Origin of the sequence: Corynebacterium sp. LK31 (genome assembly GCF_014335015.1) — a bacterium.
In the GTDB taxonomy this organism is placed as follows: Bacteria; Actinomycetota; Actinomycetes; order Mycobacteriales; family Mycobacteriaceae; genus Corynebacterium; species Corynebacterium jeikeium_D.
This window is the reverse complement of record NZ_PDGW01000029.1, coordinates 1-22,652: the sequence shown is the minus strand read 5'-3', so window position 1 is coordinate 22,652 and position 22,652 is coordinate 1. Positions and strand designations below refer to the sequence as shown.

The window sequence follows — 22,652 nt, the reverse complement described above, 5'->3', positions numbered from 1 at the left end:
TGCACTGTGCGGGAAGCGGACGGGTGCTAGTAGTTACTACTTGAAACACCAAAAGCTTTTCGCGCCACGAAGGAACACAGATGCGTAAACCCGCTTTTTTCACCAAGACTGCGCTTGTCGCCACCACCGTTGCTCTGAGCGTTTTCGGACTTGCCTCCTGCGGTGACAAGACCGACGGAGGCTCTTCTTCATCGTCGGATGACATGCCGGCCCCAACCAAGCCGAAGCAGCAGCTTTCCGATGCGACCATTTCTGCGATGACAAGCCAGGGCTGCGCCGACGATTACCAAGCGTGGTTGGAAAACCTGGTGCGCTGGAACAGTATGCAGTCGGGTGGAACCTGGCAGGATGTCACTGTTGATTTCAAAAGCGGCACCGCCCAGGACGGCATTACGCCCTGTACTGCCGAGGTGAAGAACCTTGGCATCAAGAAGCAGCGCGGAGATTTGGACAACATCACCATTACCGTCATGGCCGCCGATGCCAGCCACGTGAAGCTCGATGAGGTGAAGCTGGACGACGCATCCATGATTCCGGTCACGAAGGTAACCGCCAATGATTTGCGCGGCGCCTCCAACATCATGGATTCCGCATTCGCTAAGGGAGAAGAACTAGGACTAGCGGCCCCGGAGGTCAGCAACATCTCGTCGCAAGCCACCGAGTTCATTGCACAGTACGACGATAAAAAGTACGGACTAACCACCGGCGTTTATGCTCGCCCCGATGCAGCCGCATGGGTGCTCGTTGAGGCCGATAGCGAGCAGAAGGGCGACGAAGCAGCGGAATCATCGGCGCTTGTTCTCGCTAATCAGATCAAGTCCGCAGTCAATTCCGGGACTTTCACCAACCAGGTCTACTGGGAAAAGTAGCCACAGATCTGTTACGACGATTGCCTACTGGCCAATTGTCATAACGGGTTTATTCACCAACGTCTTAAAGCCCTGCGCAACCGCATCCACATGCGAGTCCTGTGTCAGGGCTTCTGGCATGTGGTCAAGGAAATTCTCAATATCCCCTGGCGCGCATAACCAGCCCTGGCCAAAGAGCACTCCATCACGCTCGATGCGCACCCTCCCGAAGCCATAATCCATTCGTGCTCCGAACACCACGTAGACAATGTGAATAGGCATGTCTTCGCGCAGGCACAGCCGATTAGCAGCTTGTGCGGCGGAATGCACAGTTTGCGCCGGCAGCAATTCGTCCACTGCGACATCGCTGTTGGCGATGAACTCGCTGACAGCTAGTTCGTCGGTGGCAAGAAATGCCTCATCTCCGTAGACGTCAGCAAAACGTAGAACAAACTCATCGAGGTCAGGGATGTTTACGCTCTGGCCGTCTTCCGCGGTTGCTTTGTAACGACCGTGGGTTGAAATGTGCGTCGAGTAGATATGCAGCATCCGCATCCAGTTCTCGTCGCTGGCAGCGCGTTCCGTCGGGCTCGCGGGCTGGTAAGCAATATCGCGCACCAAATCGCCGTCAAACTCGATCGGGGTAAACAGGAAGATTCCCGAGCGGTTAACAGCAAGGATTTCGGCCTTGGCACTGTTTTCTAGAGCCACCGTTGGCTCCGGCAGTTCCCGAACTTCATCACGGACTTCTTCATAACGTCGGAGGTCGCGCTTACACGCTGGAAACGACGCTTGTTTCAAACCAAATGGCCGAGCCTCGCTAGATATGCCATCAGCCTGGAGCTGCTTGAGCTCGCGTCGGCCGACAGAAAAGACTTCTGCCGCGATGAAGCCGACCGGGGCAATCCCTAATGCGACCCAAGCCTGGCCACTGAATCCAGCAGCCAGCACCGCGGCAGATAGCACTGCGGCAGGGGCAAGACGCCATAACCCCGGCCTAGTTGGGCGACGGTCAATCGCCCACAAACCAAGGACAGTGCCTACAACAATCAAGAAATCAACTAGCGCCTTGCCGGGACCGAAATCCAGTGAATACAGCATCGCACACACCGCGATGGCGCTGCCTACGAACAGGAGCCATTTCCATCGCGTATCGACCTCAGTGGACTGAATTATGCGCGTTGTGGCGTGTGTGGTGCTCATGCACCGCAGCCTATCGCACGGATGAGACCTGCTGGCCGGTATCAATTATCCAGGTTGATAAATCGTGCATCATCAACCAGCCAGCGATCCTCGACCTTCTTTAGGGACACCTCCACCCGCTGCTTACGTGGCTTCGACTTTTTCCCGGAAGCAGCCACTGGAGTTTCTTCAGTGCGCAGCACCCTCTGAGTGACTACATCGTCGGCGAACACGGGGTTAGCACGATCGGCCAGCTCCACGAGGGACGTGACAAGGACAATTGGGTCATCGGGATCTTCGCCGGCATTGAACCAACTTCCAGTACGCACAATGTCAGGATTGGTCACAGGAGCGCTGCGTTCTCTGTATTCGTCGGTGGTTGCCACGTTGGAGCGCTCAATGAGCACATCGGGGTTGGAAATATCGCTGGCCAGAAACGTGGTGCGAAACTCCAGCCACTTCTTCGCCACATCCGTTGGATCTGACCAATTAATTTCTGTATTCGACTCCTGAGGCAAGGAATCTCGATCCATTTGCGGCGAGGCATTCTCCGTGGTCGTGCGAATAGTCTGCTCTGGAAGGTCATCCTGCGGGTTCTTTGCCTTATCGGAAGAATCCGAACCACATGATGCCACAACCAAACCGATACTGACTGTTACTGCCACAAGTAGAAATCGTGGTGTTTTTCTCACTTCATAGACTCCTGTGCCTTATCGACGGGCGTTGAAATATTCCAACGAGCAACCTGCCATGACTCATCTACCTTCTGAAGCATGAGGAAATGAGTGCGAACAACGTCATGAGCCGCATGGTCGCCGGGAGTTTCAACCTGAATATGCGCATCAACAATGCGGAAAACCTCGTTCTCCGTATCTGGCGGCCTCACGTCATCAGCGAAAGCCGGAATCGCTGTGGTGAAAGCCTCCCAGCGCACCCAGTCTTCCCAGCGCGTCTCAGTGCCGCCATTAAAATCCGACGTGTAGGCAGCAGCTGACTCCGGGGTCATCAGCTCTGTCGCGCGAGCAACGCTTGCCCATTCTTCCTTTTCTGTAGCAGCATCGTGATTCTCAACGATTTCTACAAATGCTGTGGCCACGGAGTCCGGCTGCGCGTAATCAACAGTGAGATCGCTGGGATAGAGCATCGTTCGGCTAATCATCTCGTCGTGTTGCTCAATGGTCTGCTCTACCGGCTCCCCCTGATCCCGACTACAAGCAGCGGCGCTGCACAGCAATCCTGCACATAACGCAGCTGCCACGGTTTTCCGCATGGCGGGTGCTAAATGCCTCATAGCTACTCCTTTTCTCCACCTGGAACAACCTCGTAAGCAGTGCTGTTGGGGTTGTACTTGCCGTACCGGACATCTTCACCAATGTCGTAGGCTTCAATGGTTTTATCGTCTCCGACGTAGATGGCGACATGGCCGGGGGTGTAGACCAAATCTCCAGGTTCGGGCTTATCGACCTTGCGCAAGTACTTCGACTGCGGCTGCGAACTGGTGCTGCGTGAGATGTCGATTTTCTCTCCTGAGGCTTGCCACACCACGTATCGAGTCAGGCCTGAACAGTCGAAGCCGATAATGCCTGCGCCACCGTTCCCAAATCCTTCCGATGGGCCATCAAGTGAGCCACCGCCCCACGAATACGGGACACCCAGCTGTGACTCAGCCTCTTCGATGATCTTGGACTTCAAATCGTTCGACGAGCTCTTTTTCTTCTTATCGGAGCTACTGGACGGTTTCTTTGTGGCATCCTCAAACTGCTTTGACGTCTCCACGATGTGCTGGGCATACTCCGCCGGCGTCATATTGCCATCGCTGATGTCGGTCGGCAGACCACCAAACCGGAGAACATTTCCTACACCTGCCTGGTAGGCGGCAAGCATAAGCTCGGTCGGGTCACCAGTGACTTTCCCTTCATCCATTGCTTTCTCGATAGTCTCTGCGTTATCGCAGTTGTATCGCGCCTGCGCCATTACCGCGTCGCCGACATTGTTGCGATCACCAGACCCAGGCGGGCCAATGGGCTCACCGTTTTCATCAACCTTGTAGCCATACGCTTGCCACGTTCCGTCGATGAACTGCGAGTAGCCGGCTGCTCCAGCACTGTTGTGGCCGTGCTGTTTAAACCCAGACTCCAAGTACAGCTGAGCTGCCAGGACTGGCTCAGTAACCGCGTCGCATACCTTTGCTCCAAGCTTGATCCACTTAACGAACTCCTCGGGGACTTCACCTTCCTTTAGTGCAGCACCCGTGCTCGATGTGCCCGACCTCGAAGACGATCCCGATGTTCCTTCCCCTGGGAACGCCCCCAAGGCGCAGTCAATCGTTCCGTCGAACTTTGACCAGGAGATTGTGTCTCCCTTTTCAGCGCCTTCTGTGTGCCACAGTTTCGCCACTGCATCAATGGCGATATTCTCCCACTTCACTAGCTCGTCTTTAAGGGACTCTCGTTCTGGGTACAGGCGAACAATGACTTCATTGAGCGGATCTGTAGCCCATGAGTCATCGTCCTTGTATTCCTCGCGGAGCTTCTTGTAGAAGCCACGGGCAACCTGCTTGGGGTCTTCCAAAAGCCGGTTGGAGGTGTTTCGAGATCCAGCTTCGGCAAAGATGCCAACCCGGTTGCGGTCATCGGCGGATCGACGGTTGATGAAGTTGCTGGACTGACCGGCGAGCGCTGCAGCAAGTACGGCTGCTCGGGGCTGCTTATCTTCGGGCAGCCGTGATTCCTTTGCGGCCGAGTCAATAGCCTGCACTACGGATTGCTGCTCTTGATTGAGCTCCATCGCCAGCTGTGGCCCTTCCGGGGTGTAGGGGCTAATGCCGGGGAAAGCCTTTGCCGCTTCCCCATCGGCGGCATTTCCGGTGCCAACCGAGGATGTATCACCGGAGATCGCGCCGCGCCCTGGTGTGCCGTCTTCACGGGTGAGTTGTCCGGCGTCTTCTCCCTCCTTTCCATCGACAGTGGTTTCCGGTGGCCCGTAGGGGTCATCCATGCCGGGGATTGCTTTTACCTCTGTGGCTGCACTGGGTGATTCGTCTGGATTGACAGAGACGTGAATGTGGTCGTAGTGGTTGTTCGTAGGGTCACCGCGCTCTTCCATCATGTCCCACTTATCGGGAGGAGATCCGGGGTGCCAAATACGCTGCTTCCAAATGAGGTACTTAATGCCTAAGTCTTCGGCATTATTCTGCAGCCAAGCGTTGATCTCGTCGCCGAGCGCGACCCACGCTGGGTCAGTATGAGGCACAATCATAATGTCAATGGCTGTGCCAGTGCCGTGGTCAAGCCTGTCGCCGGGGCGAAGACCACCGTAGGTTTCCACCTCGGGATAGCGTGCGTGAACGTTGCGGATGACTTTCAGCGCGTTAGACTGCAGACCATTTTCAACAGGGCTATTGACATTTCCGTAGTTGCCTTTATCGACCTTCGGCAGGACATCTCCCGCTTTTACGCGAGCAGAGTTTCCACTGCTGCTTCCATTTTGGGAGCGTTGGTCATCATCTGAACTCTTATCGTCCTTCTCATCATCAGATGACTCACCCTTGACGAAGGTTCCTTCCGGTGCTGGCTTCAGCTTTGTAAACTCTGGGCCAAACCCTGCAGTACATGCAGGCCATGCACCCCATCCCTGACTCTTAAGGATATTGTTGGCGACCTCCATTTGCTCTTCTTTTGAGGCCTTATCTGCAGTAGGGGCGTACTCGTCGCCGCCGAATGCCGACCAGGTTTGAGCGGCGAACTGCAGTCCACCGCTGTAGCCATTGCCGGTGCTGGTTTGCCAGTTTCCACCCGCCTCACATTCGGCCAGTTTCTCCCAGTCTGCGACGGAAACAATGCCGTCTGTCGAGCCGGTTTCGGAGGATGTTTCCTCTGTGCGAGCCCGATCGCTGTCTTTGTCCTCCTTTTGGCTATCTCCGCTGCTGCGCCCACCGGACTTTTTAGCTGCTTCCTGGAACTTAGGGAGCCACGGCTCAGGATCGACACCACCTCCCTGGCTCCACCCGCCTGGGTAGACACCGAAGTGAAGGTGCGGGCCCGAGGAGAATCCTGCATTGCCTACGTCTGCGATGTGGTCACCAGCTTTTACCTGGTCACCTTCCTTGACATACAGATGACCATCTTCGATGTGCCCATAAAGGCTCTCCACCTTTTGGCCATCAATGTCATGCATGATGCGCACCCAGTTGCCATATCCTGTGGCCGGGCCGGCGGCGACAACTGTGCCGTCTGCAACCGAGTACATCGGGTGTCCCATCACTTCCGGGCCGTAAGCGTAGTCGATGCCGTCATGGAACGATCCCCATCGTGGGCCAAAGCCAGAGGTAGGGTTTTTTACCCAGTCATACGGTACGGGTAGGCCTAAGTCATCTTCGGAGATTTCTGCTGTTCCGGTCGGCGATCCACCCGATGATGATCCAGATGATCCTCGCGTGACGCCACCGAGCTGTGGTGTCGGTGTGCCGACATCCAAGCACTGTTGGTCAGTACCGCCTTCGCTGTCACCGGCGCCGCCACCACCGAAAATCACGACACCTAAGCTCATAATCAGTGCGACGGCAATGATGACAGCGATAATGACTAGCGCTGTCGGGCCAACGGCAAGGAGAATTTTCTTCTTAATTAGCCCTACGGCTACGCGCTTGACAGCCTCTTTCGTATCGCTTTTCTGTTGCGCCATTGACTAGACCTCGCCAGGCAGAACTGCGTCAGCAGGCACTTCGTCTACACGGTCGATGGAGAACTTCTCACCGCGAGCGGTCATCCAAATCAGGTAGGTTTTCTCCTCCTGAGTCATGGCCTGTTCAATTTCGGCTTGAGTGCCTTCAATAGGCATCACCCATCGAGCAAGTGGAACCTTGGCAACCGCGGCTTTATCGCCTACAACTGCTTCGGGCTTTCCGGGAAACTCAACGCAGCACGTCTTTTTGCCCTGGTTCCACGTCCATGACCACAGTGGGTCGGCTTGGCGACGCATCGACGCGCGGAACTCAGATGTTGCAGACTTCTCCCACGACGAGAACCAGTACTGCTTAGCGTCGGGACGTGATGGTGAAAACTGCACCCACTGCTCGATAAAACGCTGAGCAGTAACGATCGCGGCATCTTCTGTTAGCCCATCAACCGGGTCAGGAGCGCTGCGCACAGTCGGCATGATTGTCTCGGTGGAGTCCGGGACTGGCCGTGTCGGGGTATTGCGCTCCGGGTCAGACTGTTCAGTGGCAGTAGTGACCTGCTCTTCGGGCTGTTTTTCATCCTCAGACGAACATGCGGCAAGAAATGCTGTTGCTGCACATAGAAGCGCGATGCTGCTTTTGCGGTGGGTGCGGATGGAGGTCATAAGGTGGTGTCTCCTTTGGTGTCGGAGAAATTATGACAACCATCCGCTTACCTGCTGGCCTATTCTTTTCCATCTGTTGCGTTCATTTTCCCCACGGAGATAGAACGGTCTCGACAGCGGCCCTTTAGGTAACGTGCGGCAGCACTTCGAGTATTAAAACGCCTGCCCACACAATAAAAACCGCAACCTGAAGAAGTGTGCTCACTGTCTTAGGTACGTCAGACTGCTTCGCTACCGTCGCGCAGGAAAACGCGAGCACACTCCACAGCGCAAGCTGGAACAACGCAACGCCGACCCCCAGACTGGTCGGCGGGGCAGACATACTGATTGCCGCGAGGGCAACAGTAAGGAACGCCGCCCGCCTTCCGGGACTATGGGCAATCCCCTGAGCCTGTGTGGCCATTTTGTCTAGAAAATCCATGATCCAATCACCAACAGAACACTGATAACGCCTACGACCATGACCAGAAGCGTAGGTATATCCAGCCCCTTGATACTGCTCTGCGGAGAGCTAGACTCCAACAGCCCTTTGACGCCCGCAGGGTCTGTGGTCACTTTCTTGACTCTTCGCCCCATGCGCTTGCCCCAGGACGGTTCATCATCGGCGATTTCTCCGTCATTCGGTTCATCGTCATCGCCTTCCTCCGGTGTAAGACGCTGATTGGCGATGTCAGCGAAAACCGCAAGCGTGTCATTACTAACCGGCAGCACCATTGTTGCAGTCGATTCCTCCTCGACAACTCCGTCGATGACCAAATACAGGTCACCTTCATCGTCAACGAATCGGTAGGCTGTGCCCTCGGCAACCAACGGAGGTGCCGGTGCTACATCGGGAGTTTCGGTAGTCATTTTTCCTCCATATTTGGGGTTTATTCGGACTTATCGTTGCCATCGAAGGGCGGCCTGCCGGATGTTCTGCGTTGGGCAGACCTGCGAGCCTGCCTCAAGCGGTCTTGCGCTGGCCGAGGTTCGTTGCGCTGTGGCCGTTGCGGCCGTGACTCATCAGCATTTCGGCTTCCCTGAGCAGACCCTGCCGGTTTGCTGTCCCGACTTTTCGCCCCAGGCATCCGGTTGGCCTTATCTTCGGTACTGAACTTGGAAGCATCATCTCGGTGTCCTCGACGGTTCTGACGGCGATCTCGCTGCGACGATGACCCTCCACCAAGAGTTCCGGTCGGATCGTCGAAGTTATCCGCTGACCTTGAGCGTCGCCGCTGTACTGGTGTGCGAGATGCCGAGCCGGCTTGTGTTCCCTGGTTCGAATTTGGCTGGCTCGAAGCTACCCTGCGCGCAGTCGAACCACTGTCGCGGCTAACCCCCGAGCTCTTATCAACGCGCTCTACCTTGGTTTCCGACGGTGCCACCCTTGACGCCGCATAGCTCGACTTAAATGGTGCCTTCTGGTTTGCAACTTCGGAAACCTTCTCGGAAACTGCACTCGACTTCGCCTTGACGGTATCGGCGGCTCGACTAACTACACCAGCAGCACCCTTTCCGGGGACAACGGCCCCAGCGATACTTCCAGCCCTACTAGCGACCATGTTTTTGCCAGCCTTTTCGGAACTGTTGATAAAGTCCACGCCCTTACCGATGGTCTTCGTCGGCAACACCTTGCCAGCAGCAGCTCCGGCAGCGCCGGCAACGCCTTTGCCCACACGCGGTGCTGCACGAACAGCAGACCTTGCTGCCGCCGTACCGCCCTTGTACCCGGCGACACCGGCTGCAGCAGCACCGACCTTCATGCCACCTGAGCTAAATCCGGCAGGCTCAGCGCCGCCGAAAGCGGTCATCGCATCGAGCTTACGGAGTCCCTTAATGACGCTGCCGACCATCAAACCAAGCAAGAGCATTCGGAAACCAGAAGACACATCGAGCACTGCAATAATGCTGATAGCCAGAATGATGCCGGTGACCGCAAAGCCATAGAACATCCGAAGGATGAAGGTCTGGATAACCTGAGCGCCCCACTTGTTGACTACCTCGAAGCCTCTAAGCATTGCACCGAGGAAGTAGAACGGGCCGGTCAAAAACAGCCATAGCAGCTGGAAGTGGGCCATCAAGGTTGCGGCCGCAATCACTGCGATGATGCCGCCAACGACTACCGCCGCGACTAATCCAAAGAATGCGCTGGATGCGTGCCCGCCAGATCTGCCTGTATAGGACAGCAGCATCTCCGTGCCCTGAGCCTTTGTCTTATCGGTTCGTTGCTTCTGGAAGAAGTCTTCAGCAACGGCGTAGTACGGGTCGCATACACGGAGTTGGTCAATCTCAGGTGGATCGGCGTCATCGTCTGGCCCTGGAATCTCGTACCCGTTGGATGACAGGCACTTTTCGTAGTCTTGGATATACGACGGGCCACCGGCCTGTGCAATAAGGTAGCTGCGAATATCAGAGCAGCCGTTGTAGTTGTTGTAGCAAGGAAGCGCCTTAGGGTCACCATCTTTGCTGTTTGATGCCCCCTCGACGGGCTTCACATTGGGCTCAATCTGTCTTTCGCCACTAATTCCGAACTGCGCTTTCGCCCACGGCCGATACGCTATGACTTCTGCCATCAGACATGAGGAGTACCGCTGACCATCCTCAACGCTATTTGTGCCACCCTCAGGCTTTCGGCACATTGAGCTTTCTGCATCTGGGATACCATCGAGTACCTCGGAGGCAACTGCCGCATTGAGTGTGCCGACAAAGGAGTCAGCATCGGACATGACCTCGTAAAACAGGCTTCCGTTGGGGTTTTCCATCGAAGCTGTCAGAATGCTGCCGTTGTAGACCACGCCAAAGAGGAATGCCGCCAAGAGCCCTCCCATGAGCTTGCCGCCGTGCGTCTGGAGGCTTCCGCCCTTCACGAGCTTAAAGAGCAGCACGATGAGAGACACCATGTAGAGCAGACCAAAAGCTGACATTGCGATGGTGATGAAGACATCGAGCATCGGTGAGAACTGCGCATACAGTGCCGCAAATGGGTTTTTCGTCTGCGAGTACTCCTTCAATGCGATGACGGCCTGCAAGATTGCGCGCGACAACGTGTTGATTGAGTTGCCTGAGTTCACAGACATAAATGCACCAAATGAGCAGTCGTAGCCGCCTGATGCTGTGTGCGTCCAGTTAACAAAGCGCAGTCCGCGCAGGCCTGCAACCTCAAACAGGGTGTATTTGTCGAGGTCTCCCTCCATTTTCAATGGAGTATCGAGATATGGAGGAGGGTTCGGCACTCCTTCTTGAGTCTGTTGTGCTGGGATCTGGGCAAAGTTCTTTGGAGGAAACCAGCTTTCTGGGCCAGTACCAATCGGCTCCTGTGTGGTTTCCGGGGACATCATCGAGCACAGCTTGTCATCGAAAATGCCGAACATTGCGTTGGCTTTAGGGGGCGTGGCAACCGCGGCCACGCTCATAAGAAGGATGCCGCCGATAATTCCCGCTGCGACAGTTCGGATGCGCCGCTTCTTGCGAGCATCTTCATTCTGCATGGCCTGCCCAGCATGGTGGCGCAGACGCAAAAAGATGAGTGCGCACCCGAGGCTGGCTGCGATAAGGGACGTGACACCGGAGTGCTGTGGCCACGCGGCTGCGATAAACATGCCAACGTTGATTGGGATAAGACCAATAAAGGTAGACCACCCACGATGACAGTTTCCTGCCGGGGCGACCCACACCAACACAGTGAGCAGGAATGCTCCGATAGCAAAACCTGCTCCTAAGTCATGTGAGCCGGCCATTGCAAGATCGGGCCCCATGACCCCAGAAAACAGCATGGCAAGCGTCCATGTTGCAGCGAAGGAAACGAGAGAGCCTAGTTGCTCTGGCCAGCGCGCGATAAGTGGCTTCGCGCCCCAGATTGCAACCATCAGCGTCGCGACTGTAAGTGCGGCTCCGGGGCCGCCGATGGCGTAAAAGCTAGACAGCATAAGCCCTGTGCCACCGATTCGGCGGCTCAGGGTTACAGTGCGATCCTCACCCCACCAGCTAAGAAGTCTGCTGAGGCGGGATGATGTGTGTGACTGTGAAGGCCCGATAGGCGGTGCCTCCACCTCCTGAACTATTGCTTTCGGCATCCGAGCCGTTCCTATCTACGTGCGGTTATGGTGCATGGCGCAATTAGTGTCACACACCGCCGCTTTCCGCCTTTTAGAACGGCATCGGCTCCTAGACGGACAGGACAGCAGCGTATTCGTCAAACTCTGCGGACTCGTCGCGAGCATCGTTAATGGCTTCTCGAATGCTGCCAATCTCGCTTGTAATCATGCCGGTTCGCAGGCGGTCACGAAGCTCGGTGTGGACTGTCCATTCGGTTCCATCTGCCGATACTGGCTCTGACTGTGCCCGAGAACGCTGCGACGGATTTGTCTGAGTCGCCGCCTCGATTTCTCGGAACAATCGGTCTACAGCGATGGTAGCCACACGTCCATCCACATCACGCATCACGCATTGGCCAGGCAGAAGCGTGCCACCATCACCAGGCGACATCAATCGCATAGCCATTGCGTTTCGCTCCATGTCCGTCAAGTTCTTCATTGCCGTTGGCTTAAGCAGTGACAACGCATCACTTGCTTCACTCAAGCCTTCTTGACGGAACACGAATCGAGTAGCGAACTGGTTGACCGATGCATCTTCATCGCTGCCCTGGTCTTCATCCAACGCCTTGAGGTCGCGTGCCTGCTGAGAAATCAGGACGAGCGAGAAGTACAGCGAGCGTCCCTGACGGGCCAGACGATCGAGCAACACACGACCAGCCCGGATTGCCGCCACGAAGTAGAACTCGTCCACCCATAGCGACCGAGGCGGGTAGCCATGCAAGTTTCCTCGCGGGTTTTGCACACGAGTGGTCTTACCCATCATGCGCTCAATTTCACGAAGAACAATCAGCATCGCAGCTGCAGCATCACGAGTATTTTCATCCCACTCAGACACAGGCGTGTTCTGAGACGGCGGGGTTAGGCCAAGAAGAGTGATAATTGTCCGGCGCTTATTGCCCACTCGGAACGGCTCGCGCGCACGTGACTTACCGAACATCAAGCGACCAAACTGCCGCGTCTCCGCACGAACTAGTTGATCTTGCACACTGCGGATACGACGCAGTTCCTCACGAACAAGAATCGCATCACCTGGCGTGGTCTTGGAATCTTCCAACGCCTTTTCATTGAGCTCAATCTCTGCTCCGAGGTGCTGCGCCAGCTCCGACAATGATGGCTCGGAAACCCCTGGGTGATTGAGGTGCTGATCTCGCATGTTCTGGAACGCAGTATTGAGAATCTTGCGGTCATCCTTTTCCAAGAAGACCAGGTTCATCACGTCACGCGCCAAGTTCTCGCCCTGCATGTACGCAGAATCACCTGTACCGCCGGCAATAGCCCACGGATCCAATGCTCCGGGGGCACCATTGCCGAGAGACACGATTGCGGTATCAGCCCAGAATTGCGGATTGGTGGGCCGGAACTTGCTGTCAGGCCCGCCGAGGATACCCGCTTGGGCTTCCTCGGTGAATCCGGGGAGATTGACCTGATTTCCGAACGATAGGTAGTAGACAAACGCCTCAAAGTCGTTCTTTGGGTCAATGACGATGGTCTGCGTGCCAGATTCGCTCACCCAGAAAAATAGGGTCAGTGCCAGCGAGGACTTACCACCGCCGGAGGCGCCGATGATGACGATGCCAGCTCCTCGGTTACGCGCCATCTGTACGAGCGGGTCGAAGTGGACTGCCGTTCCGGTGTCGAGAGTGTAGCCAATCTGCATTCCCTGCCAGGAAATAGGTTGCCCACCACGGAACTCCACTGCATCGCCTACCAGCGTGGATGAATCGAGACGAGCGTATGCAAGCGCTTCGAGGTCGCTCCACTGTTCGTCTTCCACGTCGATGCTCTGGTTAAAGTTCGACATGAAAAGACGCCCCACACTTGGTGGGAGCTGCCCGCGCCTTCCCTTCGGAGGTGTCATGTCCCCTGGAAGCTGGTCTTCAAGCAGGTAGCCCTGGTCGCCAATTGGTCGGCGAACACGAGCACTTTCCCCGAACATCGAGATGATGTCGGTGGTGATTTTCGTCAGCTCTTCCGGTGATGCAGCAGCAAATGTCAGTCGCTGCTGATGCACAAGAACCGGCTTTGCGCCGATTTCATGTTCGTGCTTCAGTGTCTCTGCGGCCTCCCATTTCCGATCGAAAGACTCGGAGTGCTGGGCGCCGACTTCCTGCCGCACATTTGCTTCGTCCAGAACATTCTTGGTCAGCTTTTTCGCAAGTCGGCGCCACTTTTCTGCAGACAGAATCGTGGCCGGCCAGATTACGTCTACGGGACGTGGCATTGTCTTGAGCAGACGCCCCCAGGCACCGGAGTACTCAAACGGCACTGTCGGGTCTGGGTACTCGACGGTCAGGGTCGTGATGTAGGAATACTCCCCCCAGCCATTTTCCGGGTGCGGGTTCTTCACGCGCACGTAGTCATCCTCAATGTCGGCCGAGATGTTGACAATCTCGTCGAACCAGCCACCGCGCCACGGTCGGGTGCGATTAATGCCGGTGACATTATTGACCGGGAAATGCCCGTACAGAGCCTTTTGAATCAGCCAGTTGAGGTCATTGCGGTACATCAGCGATGCGCCGTGTTGGGTCAGAATCGCGCACGTTTCACGTGCTCGTTTGCGGAACTTCGACAGGTCTTTTTCGTTGAATACCTCTTCTGCGACACCTGCACTGCGGCCAAGTATCTGTGTTAGAGGGTCAACCTGCCGGGGTGCCTTGAAGTCTCCAAGCCGAACCAAGAGGTATTGGCGACGCTCGGGAGCGGTTTCCTCCAGGTGCGGTCGTACCTTGTTTTCAATCAGGGACGCAAACAGCTTCGTTGGATCCCAACAGTTCTTTAGGTAGCTTTCCTGCCACTGATTTGCGTTGACTGGGGCAAAGCGCGTGATGGTTTGAATGGTGACATCATCTTCCTTGTACGCATTTACGAAGTGCGTGGAGAGGTCACCGTAGATTTGCACGTTGCGCTGCACAGCCGCGATCTGCTCTTCGCCAGCGGCGTATTCATCAGACGTGGTGGATAGAATAACGCCTGTCCAGACCGATTCTCCCTTGATAAATAGGAATGGGTCATCTTGCGCGTAGCGGTAGTCCAGCCGACGTGCATCAAGGAGTTCCGCAGCCTTGGCGGCCGCATCCTTTTTACGTGGCTGCCACCACTTTCTCTTTTCAGTAGATTCCTGGGGTGCGTTCTTCCTCATCGTGAAGACCTCTTAGTCGGGGTAGTCGTATTCGACGAACTTCTGCGGGTTAAACGGGTCGCGGTAGCCAACGAGAATGTCGGCATATCCTGGCGGGTCTTCCCTGCGCTCGTCGTAGCCAACTGGCTGCGGGTTGTACGAATTGAACTGGCGGATTGTCCCAATATCGGCGGTGTTGTCATGCGGTCGCCACAGAATGACCTGCCAGTGAATTTTGGTTGCCTTTGTTTCGGCGGTCACCGCTCCGGCGTAGCGACGAGGAGCGGTGATACGACGAATAATCTTTTTCAGCGCCGTGATGGGGTCGGTTTTTACGCTTTCAGACGTTGCTCGACGGTAAAACCATGTGCCAAGAGATCCGCCAGCTATCAGCGCGAAAACCACTGGTGACGGCAACCCGATAATGCTTGCTACGACGAATACGATGAATCCCACCGCGATGGCAATAGCAATCGCGATACCGGCAACACGAGCAACGAGGCCGCCGAAAAGCTTTAAGTCCACCTGGTCTGAGAGTTTCCAGACTCTAACCTGGTGATTTTTCAGCAGTGTGTAATCGCGGAACTCATACGGATTCGACATTGCGAGTCTCTCAGTCGATTAACCGGAGACAGACTGGCCGAGGCTGATAAGCCAACCAACGGCAGCGGTTCCGATGCCGAGAATGAATGCGCCACCAAGCACGGCCCCCAGTGGGCCAATCAGTCGCTGAATGTTGCCACCGCGGATCACGATGACCAGGCCGATGATGACCGCAGCGATGAAGGCCAGCGCTGCGACAGCACCGCCGATGATCTGCAGCTGCTGCGTGGTGTTGTTGATGGCGTTGGTGATACCCGCCGAGCCCTGCCCGCCGCCTGACTGCTGCTGAGCCAAAATCTCATAGAACATGTGGTGTCTCCTTGAAAGTGTTTTGGTGGTTATCGGAGGATGCGACCGGGGTCTTCCCCGCGCATCCCTGATTATGAACTATGGCCGCTTTCCCGCTTTTAGCTGCGGAAATAGCCGTGCGCGCTACTTCAGGTCGTTGACTGTCCCAATGCCGTCGCCGGCACCCGCGGCGCCGCCTTGACCTTCTCCCGCAGTTGCGGTGGCTTCTGCAACCAGCCCCGGTAGCATTTCGCTGACCTGCCACTTGTTATTGATAAGCGTCATGGTGACGCGGTAGCCCGCTGGCTGTGTGCGTCCGCCACTATCGTCCTTAACAGTCCAGTCCAGGTTGACCAATGCGGTGACCTGCGACCCTTCGACGTATTCAAACGTCGCAGTTTGTCCTTGCACTTCAACGGGCGGGTCAAATGGGATGACTCGTACCGACGTAATCTCGGGCTTCTGGAACTTGCCGCTCATTCCCGAGAGCACGTCTCCCTTAGCGTCGGTCGCGGTCAAAGCCTCCAGGGTCTTCCGGTCGGACTGCCCCCAGGCCTTAAAGAACGTCTCCAACATGGGCTTAAGCTTCGGCGCGATCTGCCGGTCTTCCATCAGGCCAGTTTCCAGGTTCGGAACTGCGTCTTGTGCTGGCGCCGCGGAGTACCCCAATTGGCCGACCACTTTGAACGCCTTACGCCCATCAGTGTTCTCCCCTGCCCATACCGGCAAGGTGACGTTCATGAAGTCACCCGAGCTCATGGAAACGAAGTATCCAAGGTAGGCGACCTGCCCTCCCTGGTACTCCGTGCGATTTTCGACCTCACCGTTGAAGTTGATAGTGACCGGGTTTTCCTTCTGTCCGCCAGATGTCCACCCGCAGCCTTCCCCAAGCTGCTGCAGCGCCATGCCCTTCATCAGCTCGACACGCTTATTCTGCGCCTCTTCCTTATCCGGGTGGGTCAGGCACAGCTCAACATAGTGACGCCCAAAGGTAGCGGCGGAATCGGTAGGGAATGAAGACAGGTGGTACTTAGCGGCTTCCTCTTCTGTGACCTGGCCTTGCGCCGGAACAGCAGTTCTCCCCACAATCACACCGAGCAACAGGCTTGCACAAGAAAATGCAGCCAGGCTGGCTGCACCGACCATGAGGGCTTTACTTCCTCGCCGGCCACGTCCGCTAGTGGGTGCGTGGCCAACACTTACGACATCGAAATCTCCGATTGGCGTTCCGTGCTTGTCGTAGACAATGACATCGGCTTCATCGTCGCCGCCCGATGGGTCGCCAACCTTCTCGGCGATTTTGTCCCACCACCGCTTTTTCGGAGGAAGGGGGTGCCCTTCCATGTCGCACAGGATGGGCTTTCCTTTGGCATCACACAACGCTTCGTCACTGTCGGATTTGGTTGCGGTGAAGGTTCCATCGCCGTTATCCATCAGGTACAGGTACGTGATAGTGCCATCTTCGGAGACGCGCATGAGACCATCTGCCGTGGTCGTGTGGGTTTTCCGCTTCGCTACCGGCAAGGGCGAATCAGGGAAGGAAGCCTGGTAATCGCTACTGGCTTGCTCAGCCTTGCGCGTGTTGGCGAAGAACTGATCCAGCATTTTGTGCGTAGCTGGATCATTCGGAAATGCGGGACGGAAGGTGTCGGTAAACCGCTTGGGGACCGGGGCGGGCTTTCCATCTGGGCTGGCCGGAATGAACCCATCTGGGAGGACAAAATCGTTGGTGGGGATGGTGGTAGTCATATAGCGAGCCTTTTGGTGTGGTGCATGGTGTTCTTATCGATTGCGCTCACAGTAGCGCTCGACCGCTTTCCTGCATGGCTTTCCCGACTGACCTGGCTATTTCGGTGCGAACGGGTCATCGTCGCCGCCAAACGGGTCGGTGTCGGAGAAGTCGCCGAAGGGGTCTTCCTCGCCACTAAACGGATCATCGCCACCGGGGGAATCATCGAAGAGATCAGCGTCAGCATCGTGAGGAGCACCTGCGGGAACTGCGGCGAAGGAATCCTCATCTTGCTCATCGAAAGTGTCGTAATCCATTGGGATTGTTCGATCGCGTGGTGCGAGGTCTTCTTCGCGCATCTGCCGCGGGGATGATTGCGGCCGCATGTCACGGGGACGTGACACCTCCGGTTCGGGATGATGCATCGGCGCGGCGGGGAGGTTATTCGGCTCGGGCAGGTTCTCTAGAGGCAATGGAGGTTCGAAAGCGTCCTGCGCTGCAGTGGCAGTTACGTCCAATGTCTCCTCTGCAGCGTTGAGAATCTTGTGCAGCATAGGGTTGGTCTCCAAGTCTTCAATCAGCGCTTCATAGACGGTGCGCTGCTTTTCTTTACAGGCTTCGACGTACTCTTCATCGGAAAATGGCCGCCACTGATACGGAGGCTCCCACACTGGGGTCAGGGTCAGGACTTCCGACCAGTTATTTGGCCCTTCAGGGGCGGTGGTGTGAACCGCCGTGATCTTCGGACTCTTGGAAACCCACAGCAGCTGGCGCTGCTCAATATCAAGGGCCAGGGCATCTCCTTCGCCGATACGGGTCACGGTTTCCTGCCTGGCCATGAGCCTGCCGGCACTTCCGGCACCTTGGAACAGTCCGGTGCGCGTGCTCGTAATTTCCTTCTGTTCAGTAGGGATTTTCTTCGAGACTGTGCCGGAGAAACCAGCGAATGTTTCCGCATCCTGGGCGACTGACAGCTGGAATGACACCAGCCCGGATAGCTGTCCGAAAAGCTGGCGCAACCACACGCCGGTAGAGTCCACAGCTTCAATATCCGATAGTGACTGGGTTGACAGGATGGGGCGAATGTTGACGTCAGCGGACTTATTGAACAGCCCGAGCATGGCTTCTGCTGCTGCCGGCGACCGTGTGGAGCCAAGCTCTTCAATCTGAATTGTCATCGGATTCCACGGTGTTCCATCAGCGACATGAGACTCAGCGTTAAGGAAGTGAGCGACCTCTTGGTGGTACTGGCGCAGCGTCGATACTGCGCTTTGCAGATCGAGGAGCACCATCGTGGCAATCATGGAGGCCATCTTCGGGTAGTCCTGTGCGGGCAATGAAAACAGCACAATCTCATTGCGGAGAATGGCTCGCACAAGGTCAATTTCCAACAGTGGCGTGGTGCCGGGATTCAGGAACATGCCAACGCTGGGGTCGTTGATATAGGTGGCAACCAGGCTGCGCACGTCTCCAATTGCGGCATTGACAACCGACTGTCGGTTCGCCAGTTCCTTCTCCAGCGACTCCACGCGAGCTCTAATTGCCGTGGCTTTCCGATCTGCTGCAGCGGTGCTGAGGAAGGGGTTGGCCTGTTTGACTTGAGCGCCGGTGATGGAAGTTCCTTTTTGCGTGAGCGTGTCAGGATCGAGCATCTGCAGCAGGATGGACAGGCCGGAGACGGGAAAACCTTGAGCGTTGCGTTGGCGGTCGAATCCGGTCAGCGCAGCGATGTCGAATGCCAACTGGACGATCTCTAGGCTGGTGCGTTCATACACCGCTGCGTCGCCGTCGCGGGGCACCGATCCCAAAAGCATGGATGCTTTCGAAGCACCGTTTCCGCGCTGGAATGGGTCGTAGTGAGCGGGGCGATCTGGGGCAAACGGGTGAGGCTGGCGGTAGCCACCGCCCGTCTTGGGCATCATTTTGAAATGCAGGAATGGCACGCCTTTTTCATAGGCCAGCTTTGCTTTTGCGCGCGCCATATCGTCATCGCCTTTGAGGTCGATGGTGATGTTTCCACCCGAGAGTTCATGGACTTGCTGGGCGACAATGGAGTTGGCCAGGCGGGTCTTACCTGAACGTGACGTACCGACAATGGCGAAGGCCTTTTTAAAATTATCGACCATTGCAGAGGCAACATCGCCGTATGTTCCAATGCCGATGGCGATCTCTCCGGGGTGCCGTGTTGACCACTGACCGGACTGGACTGCAACAAGATTGCGCTTGCGCCGCCACTTGTCGAGGAACCCTACAGGTCGCCGGTCAGAGTATTCTTCGCCTTCATTTTGACCGCGGAGACGCAACGAGTACGAGCGTGCCCACCACCAAATTGACATGAGAAACAGCGCCACTGGAGTGGCAAAGAGGGCGTGTTTGAGGAAGAGGTACTGTCCATTGTCGGCTGTTTCTGCGATGAGCGATAACAGCGGAATCCCTTTGAGAGGTGCAGTGCCGGCTTGCCAAAGCATTGCTGCGCCTGCCGGCCACCAACCAAACCATGTGGCCGGCGAGAACCCAGCGACCATGATGCCAATGAGCCACGTTGCGACGGCGGCTCCTGCCCATCGACTCAGCCGGACGCGGCGCTTTTCGCCAATAATCGCGAAGATGGCGAAAAGGATGACGATAAGCGGCTGGGTCGCCAGCGTTAGTAGGACGAAGATGGTGCCGCCGACTGCTAATCCGCCCTTGTTTGTTTTCTTCTCTGTGTCAACGCCGCTTGCTTGCTCGACGTCGTTGAACCAGCCCATAGCTGGATCTCCTTTCGTGGTGGATTGCGGTGGTGGTGCTTTGGATAGGGCTACTGTGCCATGTCAGTGCTGCCCGCGATGCCAGTTATCGGCCGGCTGCTTCTAGGCAACGACGGTAGTTGCCGGGAAAGCGGAGCCACTGTTCAAAACCGACAGGATTGGCGTCGCCTGCAACATCGGTTTTCCATATGCGCCGCCATTTGCGCCAGGCGCTGTATGAGCAGCGGTAGGTCGGAGGAAGGCTTCGTTGGAGCAATTCGTACTCCAGGCCGGGGTCATGGGCGATGTCAATGAGCTCGCAGCTAATCGGCCAGCGCGTTTTGTCAAGCTTCCACGTGTCGGGTTTTTCAAAGAAGAGAAACGACGATAATGATTCGTCCCATACCTCACGCACCATGCCTTTGTCGGGCTTATGCGTCATGGGGTTGATACCACCTTCGGGGCCGCGCAACAGGTCATAGACGGGGTGTGTGCAGACCCACCGGACGGACTCGAATTGGCGTAGATGTTGCTTGGCTTTCTGCAACGTCCACCCTTGGCCGCGCATGACTTCACCGTGGCCGGTTACGCAGTCTCGGTAGCTGGCGAGGATGTTGCGTGTGCGCTGGTTAGCTTTGGCAGTCAGCTCTACTTCGACTGCCCGCAGGGTGCCGCGCTCGGTGACTTCTATGAAGTCTGGGGAGCGCACGTCAGTGTCTCCGTGGGTCATTGGTACGACAAGCCACGCTTCAATTTCACGTCGGCCCAGCCCATCGAGATCGGCGAAGGTTTTTGTTGGCACAACACCAGCGGTTCCGCCTGCCGATCGCCGAACTCCTGCATCTTCTAGCATCTGGTACAGGTAGTCTCCGCCGCGAGCTTGGCAGACCTGGATTTCACGTTCAGTAAACACAGCTCGGTGATGAACAAGTGACGCCTTGAGCGCTTCCTCGGCAACGAGAAGTCGGTGCAGCATCGTCGTTATCGACGGCGGTTCCATCTCCACCAACGGAGAATCTTCCCCGACTCCAACAATGCGCCCAGCACGGGTAGGCCACAACACGGTTCCTGCCCACGGCAACGTGTCAATGCGTTGCAACAAGCCCGCTTCGACCATGAACTGCACTCGTCGTTGCACATTCTTTTCGGTCGTATCGTAGACGTACTTGACCGCCTGCCGTTGACTAATCGCACCTAAGCGCGTGGACATATTTAACAGAATCTGATCGGCTGTGGTTCTACGCCAACCATCACCATTTTTCTTCCCAGAATCACTGCCGGCGGAACGACGTCGCCGACGCTTACTCACAACCGACTCCGGCTCTACCGTCTTCACGGTGCTACGCACCATTTCCGACACTTCAACTAGCCGCGCCATAACGACCTCTCAACTGACTACACAACTGACTACAACCCTGACTACAACCACACTGCGCACAGGACTACAGCCGCACTACACAACTGACTACAAACGTGACTACACAGCCAACTACACCGCGACTACACCTCTAACTACAGACCAACTACAAAACACGCGGCCATACACGCGGCCATACACGCGACACCATAACGCGACCCCGCTGACCCCACCCCCAACCCCAATACCAGCACAAACACCACCAAAACCCGCACCTACCAGCCAAACAAAAACAACCAACTCACCCCACGCCCGCACCGTGCGCGGGGTGCCGGGTAAAACCCCGCCTCCTTTTCCTCCGTCGCTGTCACGAACGGGCCCTTTCTCCTTGTTCCTGCGTGCTCTCGGAAGCTGCGGTGTGGGCCCGTTTTGTCGTGACGGTGTGCTCGGTCGGATAAAGGTGGGCGTTGGTGGGTTTTCCCGGTGCCGCCGCTGTGGTCGCCGTGGCCTGGTGGGTGCTGGTGGCCGTGGCTTCCTGTGCGGCGGCGGGCTTGTGCCCGGCGTTGGCTGCGTGCGGCTCCCCCCCTTGTCGGTGTCCCTCGTGTGGTGGTTCGCCGCTTCTTGCCATGTCGCTGTTTCGGGCACTGCGCGAAGGCGCCTGGGGCTGTGGCCCCTGGTTGGTTGGCGCCTTCCTGGGGGAGGTGTCCCCCAGAGGTGAGCCCCCTCTTGCCTGCCCCCTTCGTCGCGGCAATGGCAGATACACCGGAGGCACGTAACGCCCCTGCCATATGCCCCGAGGAAACGGTGCCCTGGTGCGGTTGCGGTGACCCAGTGGTCACCCTGGCGGCCCCCCAAAAAAATGCGTGGTGCCCCACGATGATCCCAGGCGCGACAATGACCCCACGCCACCGACGGCTACGACACGACCCTGACCCACTATGCGGTCGCCGATGCGCACCAGCGCTCACCCCAGCCCCCAGGGGGCTGACACCCATCACCACCCCACGCCCAACACCAACCACCCGCCCCGGCAGGAAACCGGGAGGGTCGATGTGTAGCGGGAGCACCGCATCGCGGCCACCGCCCCAGGCGACGCCGACACCGGCAAGGCAAGCCACTGGGGCAAGGAGGCCAGCGAACGGGCTCGCCGCGTCACACACATCGACCCTCCCGGCTCCCGACAGCGAGCTGTCGGGAGACACCCACAGACCACACCCCAGGCGCACCCCACCAACACCGACCACCAGACCACCCCAACCGGGTAGACACCGACTCGGCCAACAGGGACACCAGGCGGAAACCACGGGGCACCAGCCCACGTTTCGAGAGCACGCAGAAACACAGGCGACAGTGCAACCCGGTGACCCGCCCCCTGTTGGCAC

At 56.9% G+C, this 22,652-nt stretch carries 14 protein-coding genes; 1 reads left to right on the top strand and 13 read right to left on the bottom strand.

All coding sequences use genetic code 11. The annotated features are described in order from the left end of the window. Positions 1-80 precede the first annotated feature (80 nt). Positions 81-869: a hypothetical protein gene (locus tag CRD18_RS10665; RefSeq protein ID WP_187406734.1), complete on the top strand. Its 789-nt coding sequence runs from the start codon at positions 81-83 to the stop codon at positions 867-869. 24 nt (positions 870-893) lie between these two features. Here the strand turns inward: CRD18_RS10665 and CRD18_RS10660 are convergent, their stop codons facing one another. The 13 genes from CRD18_RS10660 to CRD18_RS10600 all read right to left on the bottom strand — a co-directional run bounded on the left by CRD18_RS10660 (position 894) and on the right by CRD18_RS10600 (position 21,123). Then, positions 894-2,051 carry a hypothetical protein gene (locus tag CRD18_RS10660; RefSeq protein ID WP_187406733.1) on the bottom strand — a complete coding sequence of 386 codons (1,158 nt, stop codon included), beginning with the start codon at positions 2,049-2,051 and terminating at the stop codon, positions 894-896. Between the two features lie 41 nt (positions 2,052-2,092). Then, complete coding sequence (locus tag CRD18_RS10655; RefSeq protein WP_187406732.1) at positions 2,093-2,695, bottom strand: hypothetical protein; 603 nt, start codon at positions 2,693-2,695, stop codon at positions 2,093-2,095. Between the two features lie 23 nt (positions 2,696-2,718). After that, complete coding sequence (locus CRD18_RS10650) at positions 2,719-3,321, bottom strand: hypothetical protein (protein WP_187406731.1); 603 nt, start codon at positions 3,319-3,321, stop codon at positions 2,719-2,721. Between the two features lie 2 nt (positions 3,322-3,323). Then, positions 3,324-6,713 (bottom strand): transglycosylase family protein, encoded by a 3,390-nt coding sequence (locus CRD18_RS10645; protein WP_187406730.1) that lies wholly within the window; start codon positions 6,711-6,713, stop codon positions 3,324-3,326. Between the two features lie 3 nt (positions 6,714-6,716). After that, positions 6,717-7,373, bottom strand: coding sequence for a hypothetical protein (locus CRD18_RS10640; protein WP_187406729.1), 657 nt, complete (start codon positions 7,371-7,373; stop codon positions 6,717-6,719). 408 nt (positions 7,374-7,781) lie between these two features. Beyond that, positions 7,782-8,222, bottom strand: a complete 441-nt coding sequence (locus CRD18_RS10635; protein WP_187406728.1) for a hypothetical protein — start codon at positions 8,220-8,222, stop codon at positions 7,782-7,784. Positions 8,223-8,242: 20 nt separating this feature from the next. Then, the gene (locus CRD18_RS10630; protein WP_187406727.1) at positions 8,243-11,278 is read right to left on the bottom strand and encodes a hypothetical protein; all 3,036 of its coding nucleotides are present in this window, start codon (positions 11,276-11,278) and stop codon (positions 8,243-8,245) included. Between the two features lie 238 nt (positions 11,279-11,516). Further along, complete coding sequence (locus tag CRD18_RS10625) at positions 11,517-14,585, bottom strand: ATP-binding protein (RefSeq protein ID WP_187406726.1); 3,069 nt, start codon at positions 14,583-14,585, stop codon at positions 11,517-11,519. A 12-nt stretch (positions 14,586-14,597) separates the two neighbouring features. Next, a complete protein-coding gene (locus CRD18_RS10620) occupies positions 14,598-15,089 on the bottom strand; it encodes a hypothetical protein (protein WP_187406725.1) in 492 nt (163 codons plus the stop codon). Between the two features lie 96 nt (positions 15,090-15,185). Next, complete coding sequence (locus CRD18_RS10615) at positions 15,186-15,476, bottom strand: hypothetical protein (RefSeq protein ID WP_187406724.1); 291 nt, start codon at positions 15,474-15,476, stop codon at positions 15,186-15,188. A 123-nt stretch (positions 15,477-15,599) separates the two neighbouring features. Next, positions 15,600-17,204: a conjugal transfer protein gene (locus CRD18_RS10610; RefSeq protein ID WP_187406723.1), complete on the bottom strand. Its 1,605-nt coding sequence runs from the start codon at positions 17,202-17,204 to the stop codon at positions 15,600-15,602. Positions 17,205-17,300: 96 nt separating this feature from the next. Further along, the gene (locus tag CRD18_RS10605) at positions 17,301-19,934 is read right to left on the bottom strand and encodes a hypothetical protein (protein ID WP_187406722.1); all 2,634 of its coding nucleotides are present in this window, start codon (positions 19,932-19,934) and stop codon (positions 17,301-17,303) included. A gap of 85 nt (positions 19,935-20,019) precedes the next feature. Then, positions 20,020-21,123, bottom strand: a complete 1,104-nt coding sequence (locus CRD18_RS10600) for a hypothetical protein (protein ID WP_187406721.1) — start codon at positions 21,121-21,123, stop codon at positions 20,020-20,022. Positions 21,124-22,652: the final 1,529 nt, after the last annotated feature.

Coding starts and splice junctions, on each gene's coding strand:
- CRD18_RS10605 (WP_187406722.1), bottom strand. CDS start 19,934: ATGGGCTGGTTCAACGACGTCGAGCAAGCAAGCGGCGTTGACACAGAG.
- CRD18_RS10650 (WP_187406731.1), bottom strand. CDS start 3,321: ATGAGGCATTTAGCACCCGCCATGCGGAAAACCGTGGCAGCTGCGTTA.
- CRD18_RS10625 (WP_187406726.1), bottom strand. CDS start 14,585: ATGAGGAAGAACGCACCCCAGGAATCTACTGAAAAGAGAAAGTGGTGG.
- CRD18_RS10635 (WP_187406728.1), bottom strand. CDS start 8,222: ATGACTACCGAAACTCCCGATGTAGCACCGGCACCTCCGTTGGTTGCC.
- CRD18_RS10645 (WP_187406730.1), bottom strand. CDS start 6,713: ATGGCGCAACAGAAAAGCGATACGAAAGAGGCTGTCAAGCGCGTAGCC.
- CRD18_RS10660 (WP_187406733.1), bottom strand. CDS start 2,051: ATGAGCACCACACACGCCACAACGCGCATAATTCAGTCCACTGAGGTC.
- CRD18_RS10640 (WP_187406729.1), bottom strand. CDS start 7,373: ATGACCTCCATCCGCACCCACCGCAAAAGCAGCATCGCGCTTCTATGT.
- CRD18_RS10610 (WP_187406723.1), bottom strand. CDS start 17,204: ATGACTACCACCATCCCCACCAACGATTTTGTCCTCCCAGATGGGTTC.
- CRD18_RS10615 (WP_187406724.1), bottom strand. CDS start 15,476: ATGTTCTATGAGATTTTGGCTCAGCAGCAGTCAGGCGGCGGGCAGGGC.
- CRD18_RS10630 (WP_187406727.1), bottom strand. CDS start 11,278: ATGCTGTCTAGCTTTTACGCCATCGGCGGCCCCGGAGCCGCACTTACA.
- CRD18_RS10600 (WP_187406721.1), bottom strand. CDS start 21,123: ATGTCCACGCGCTTAGGTGCGATTAGTCAACGGCAGGCGGTCAAGTAC.
- CRD18_RS10665 (WP_187406734.1), top strand. CDS start 81: ATGCGTAAACCCGCTTTTTTCACCAAGACTGCGCTTGTCGCCACCACC.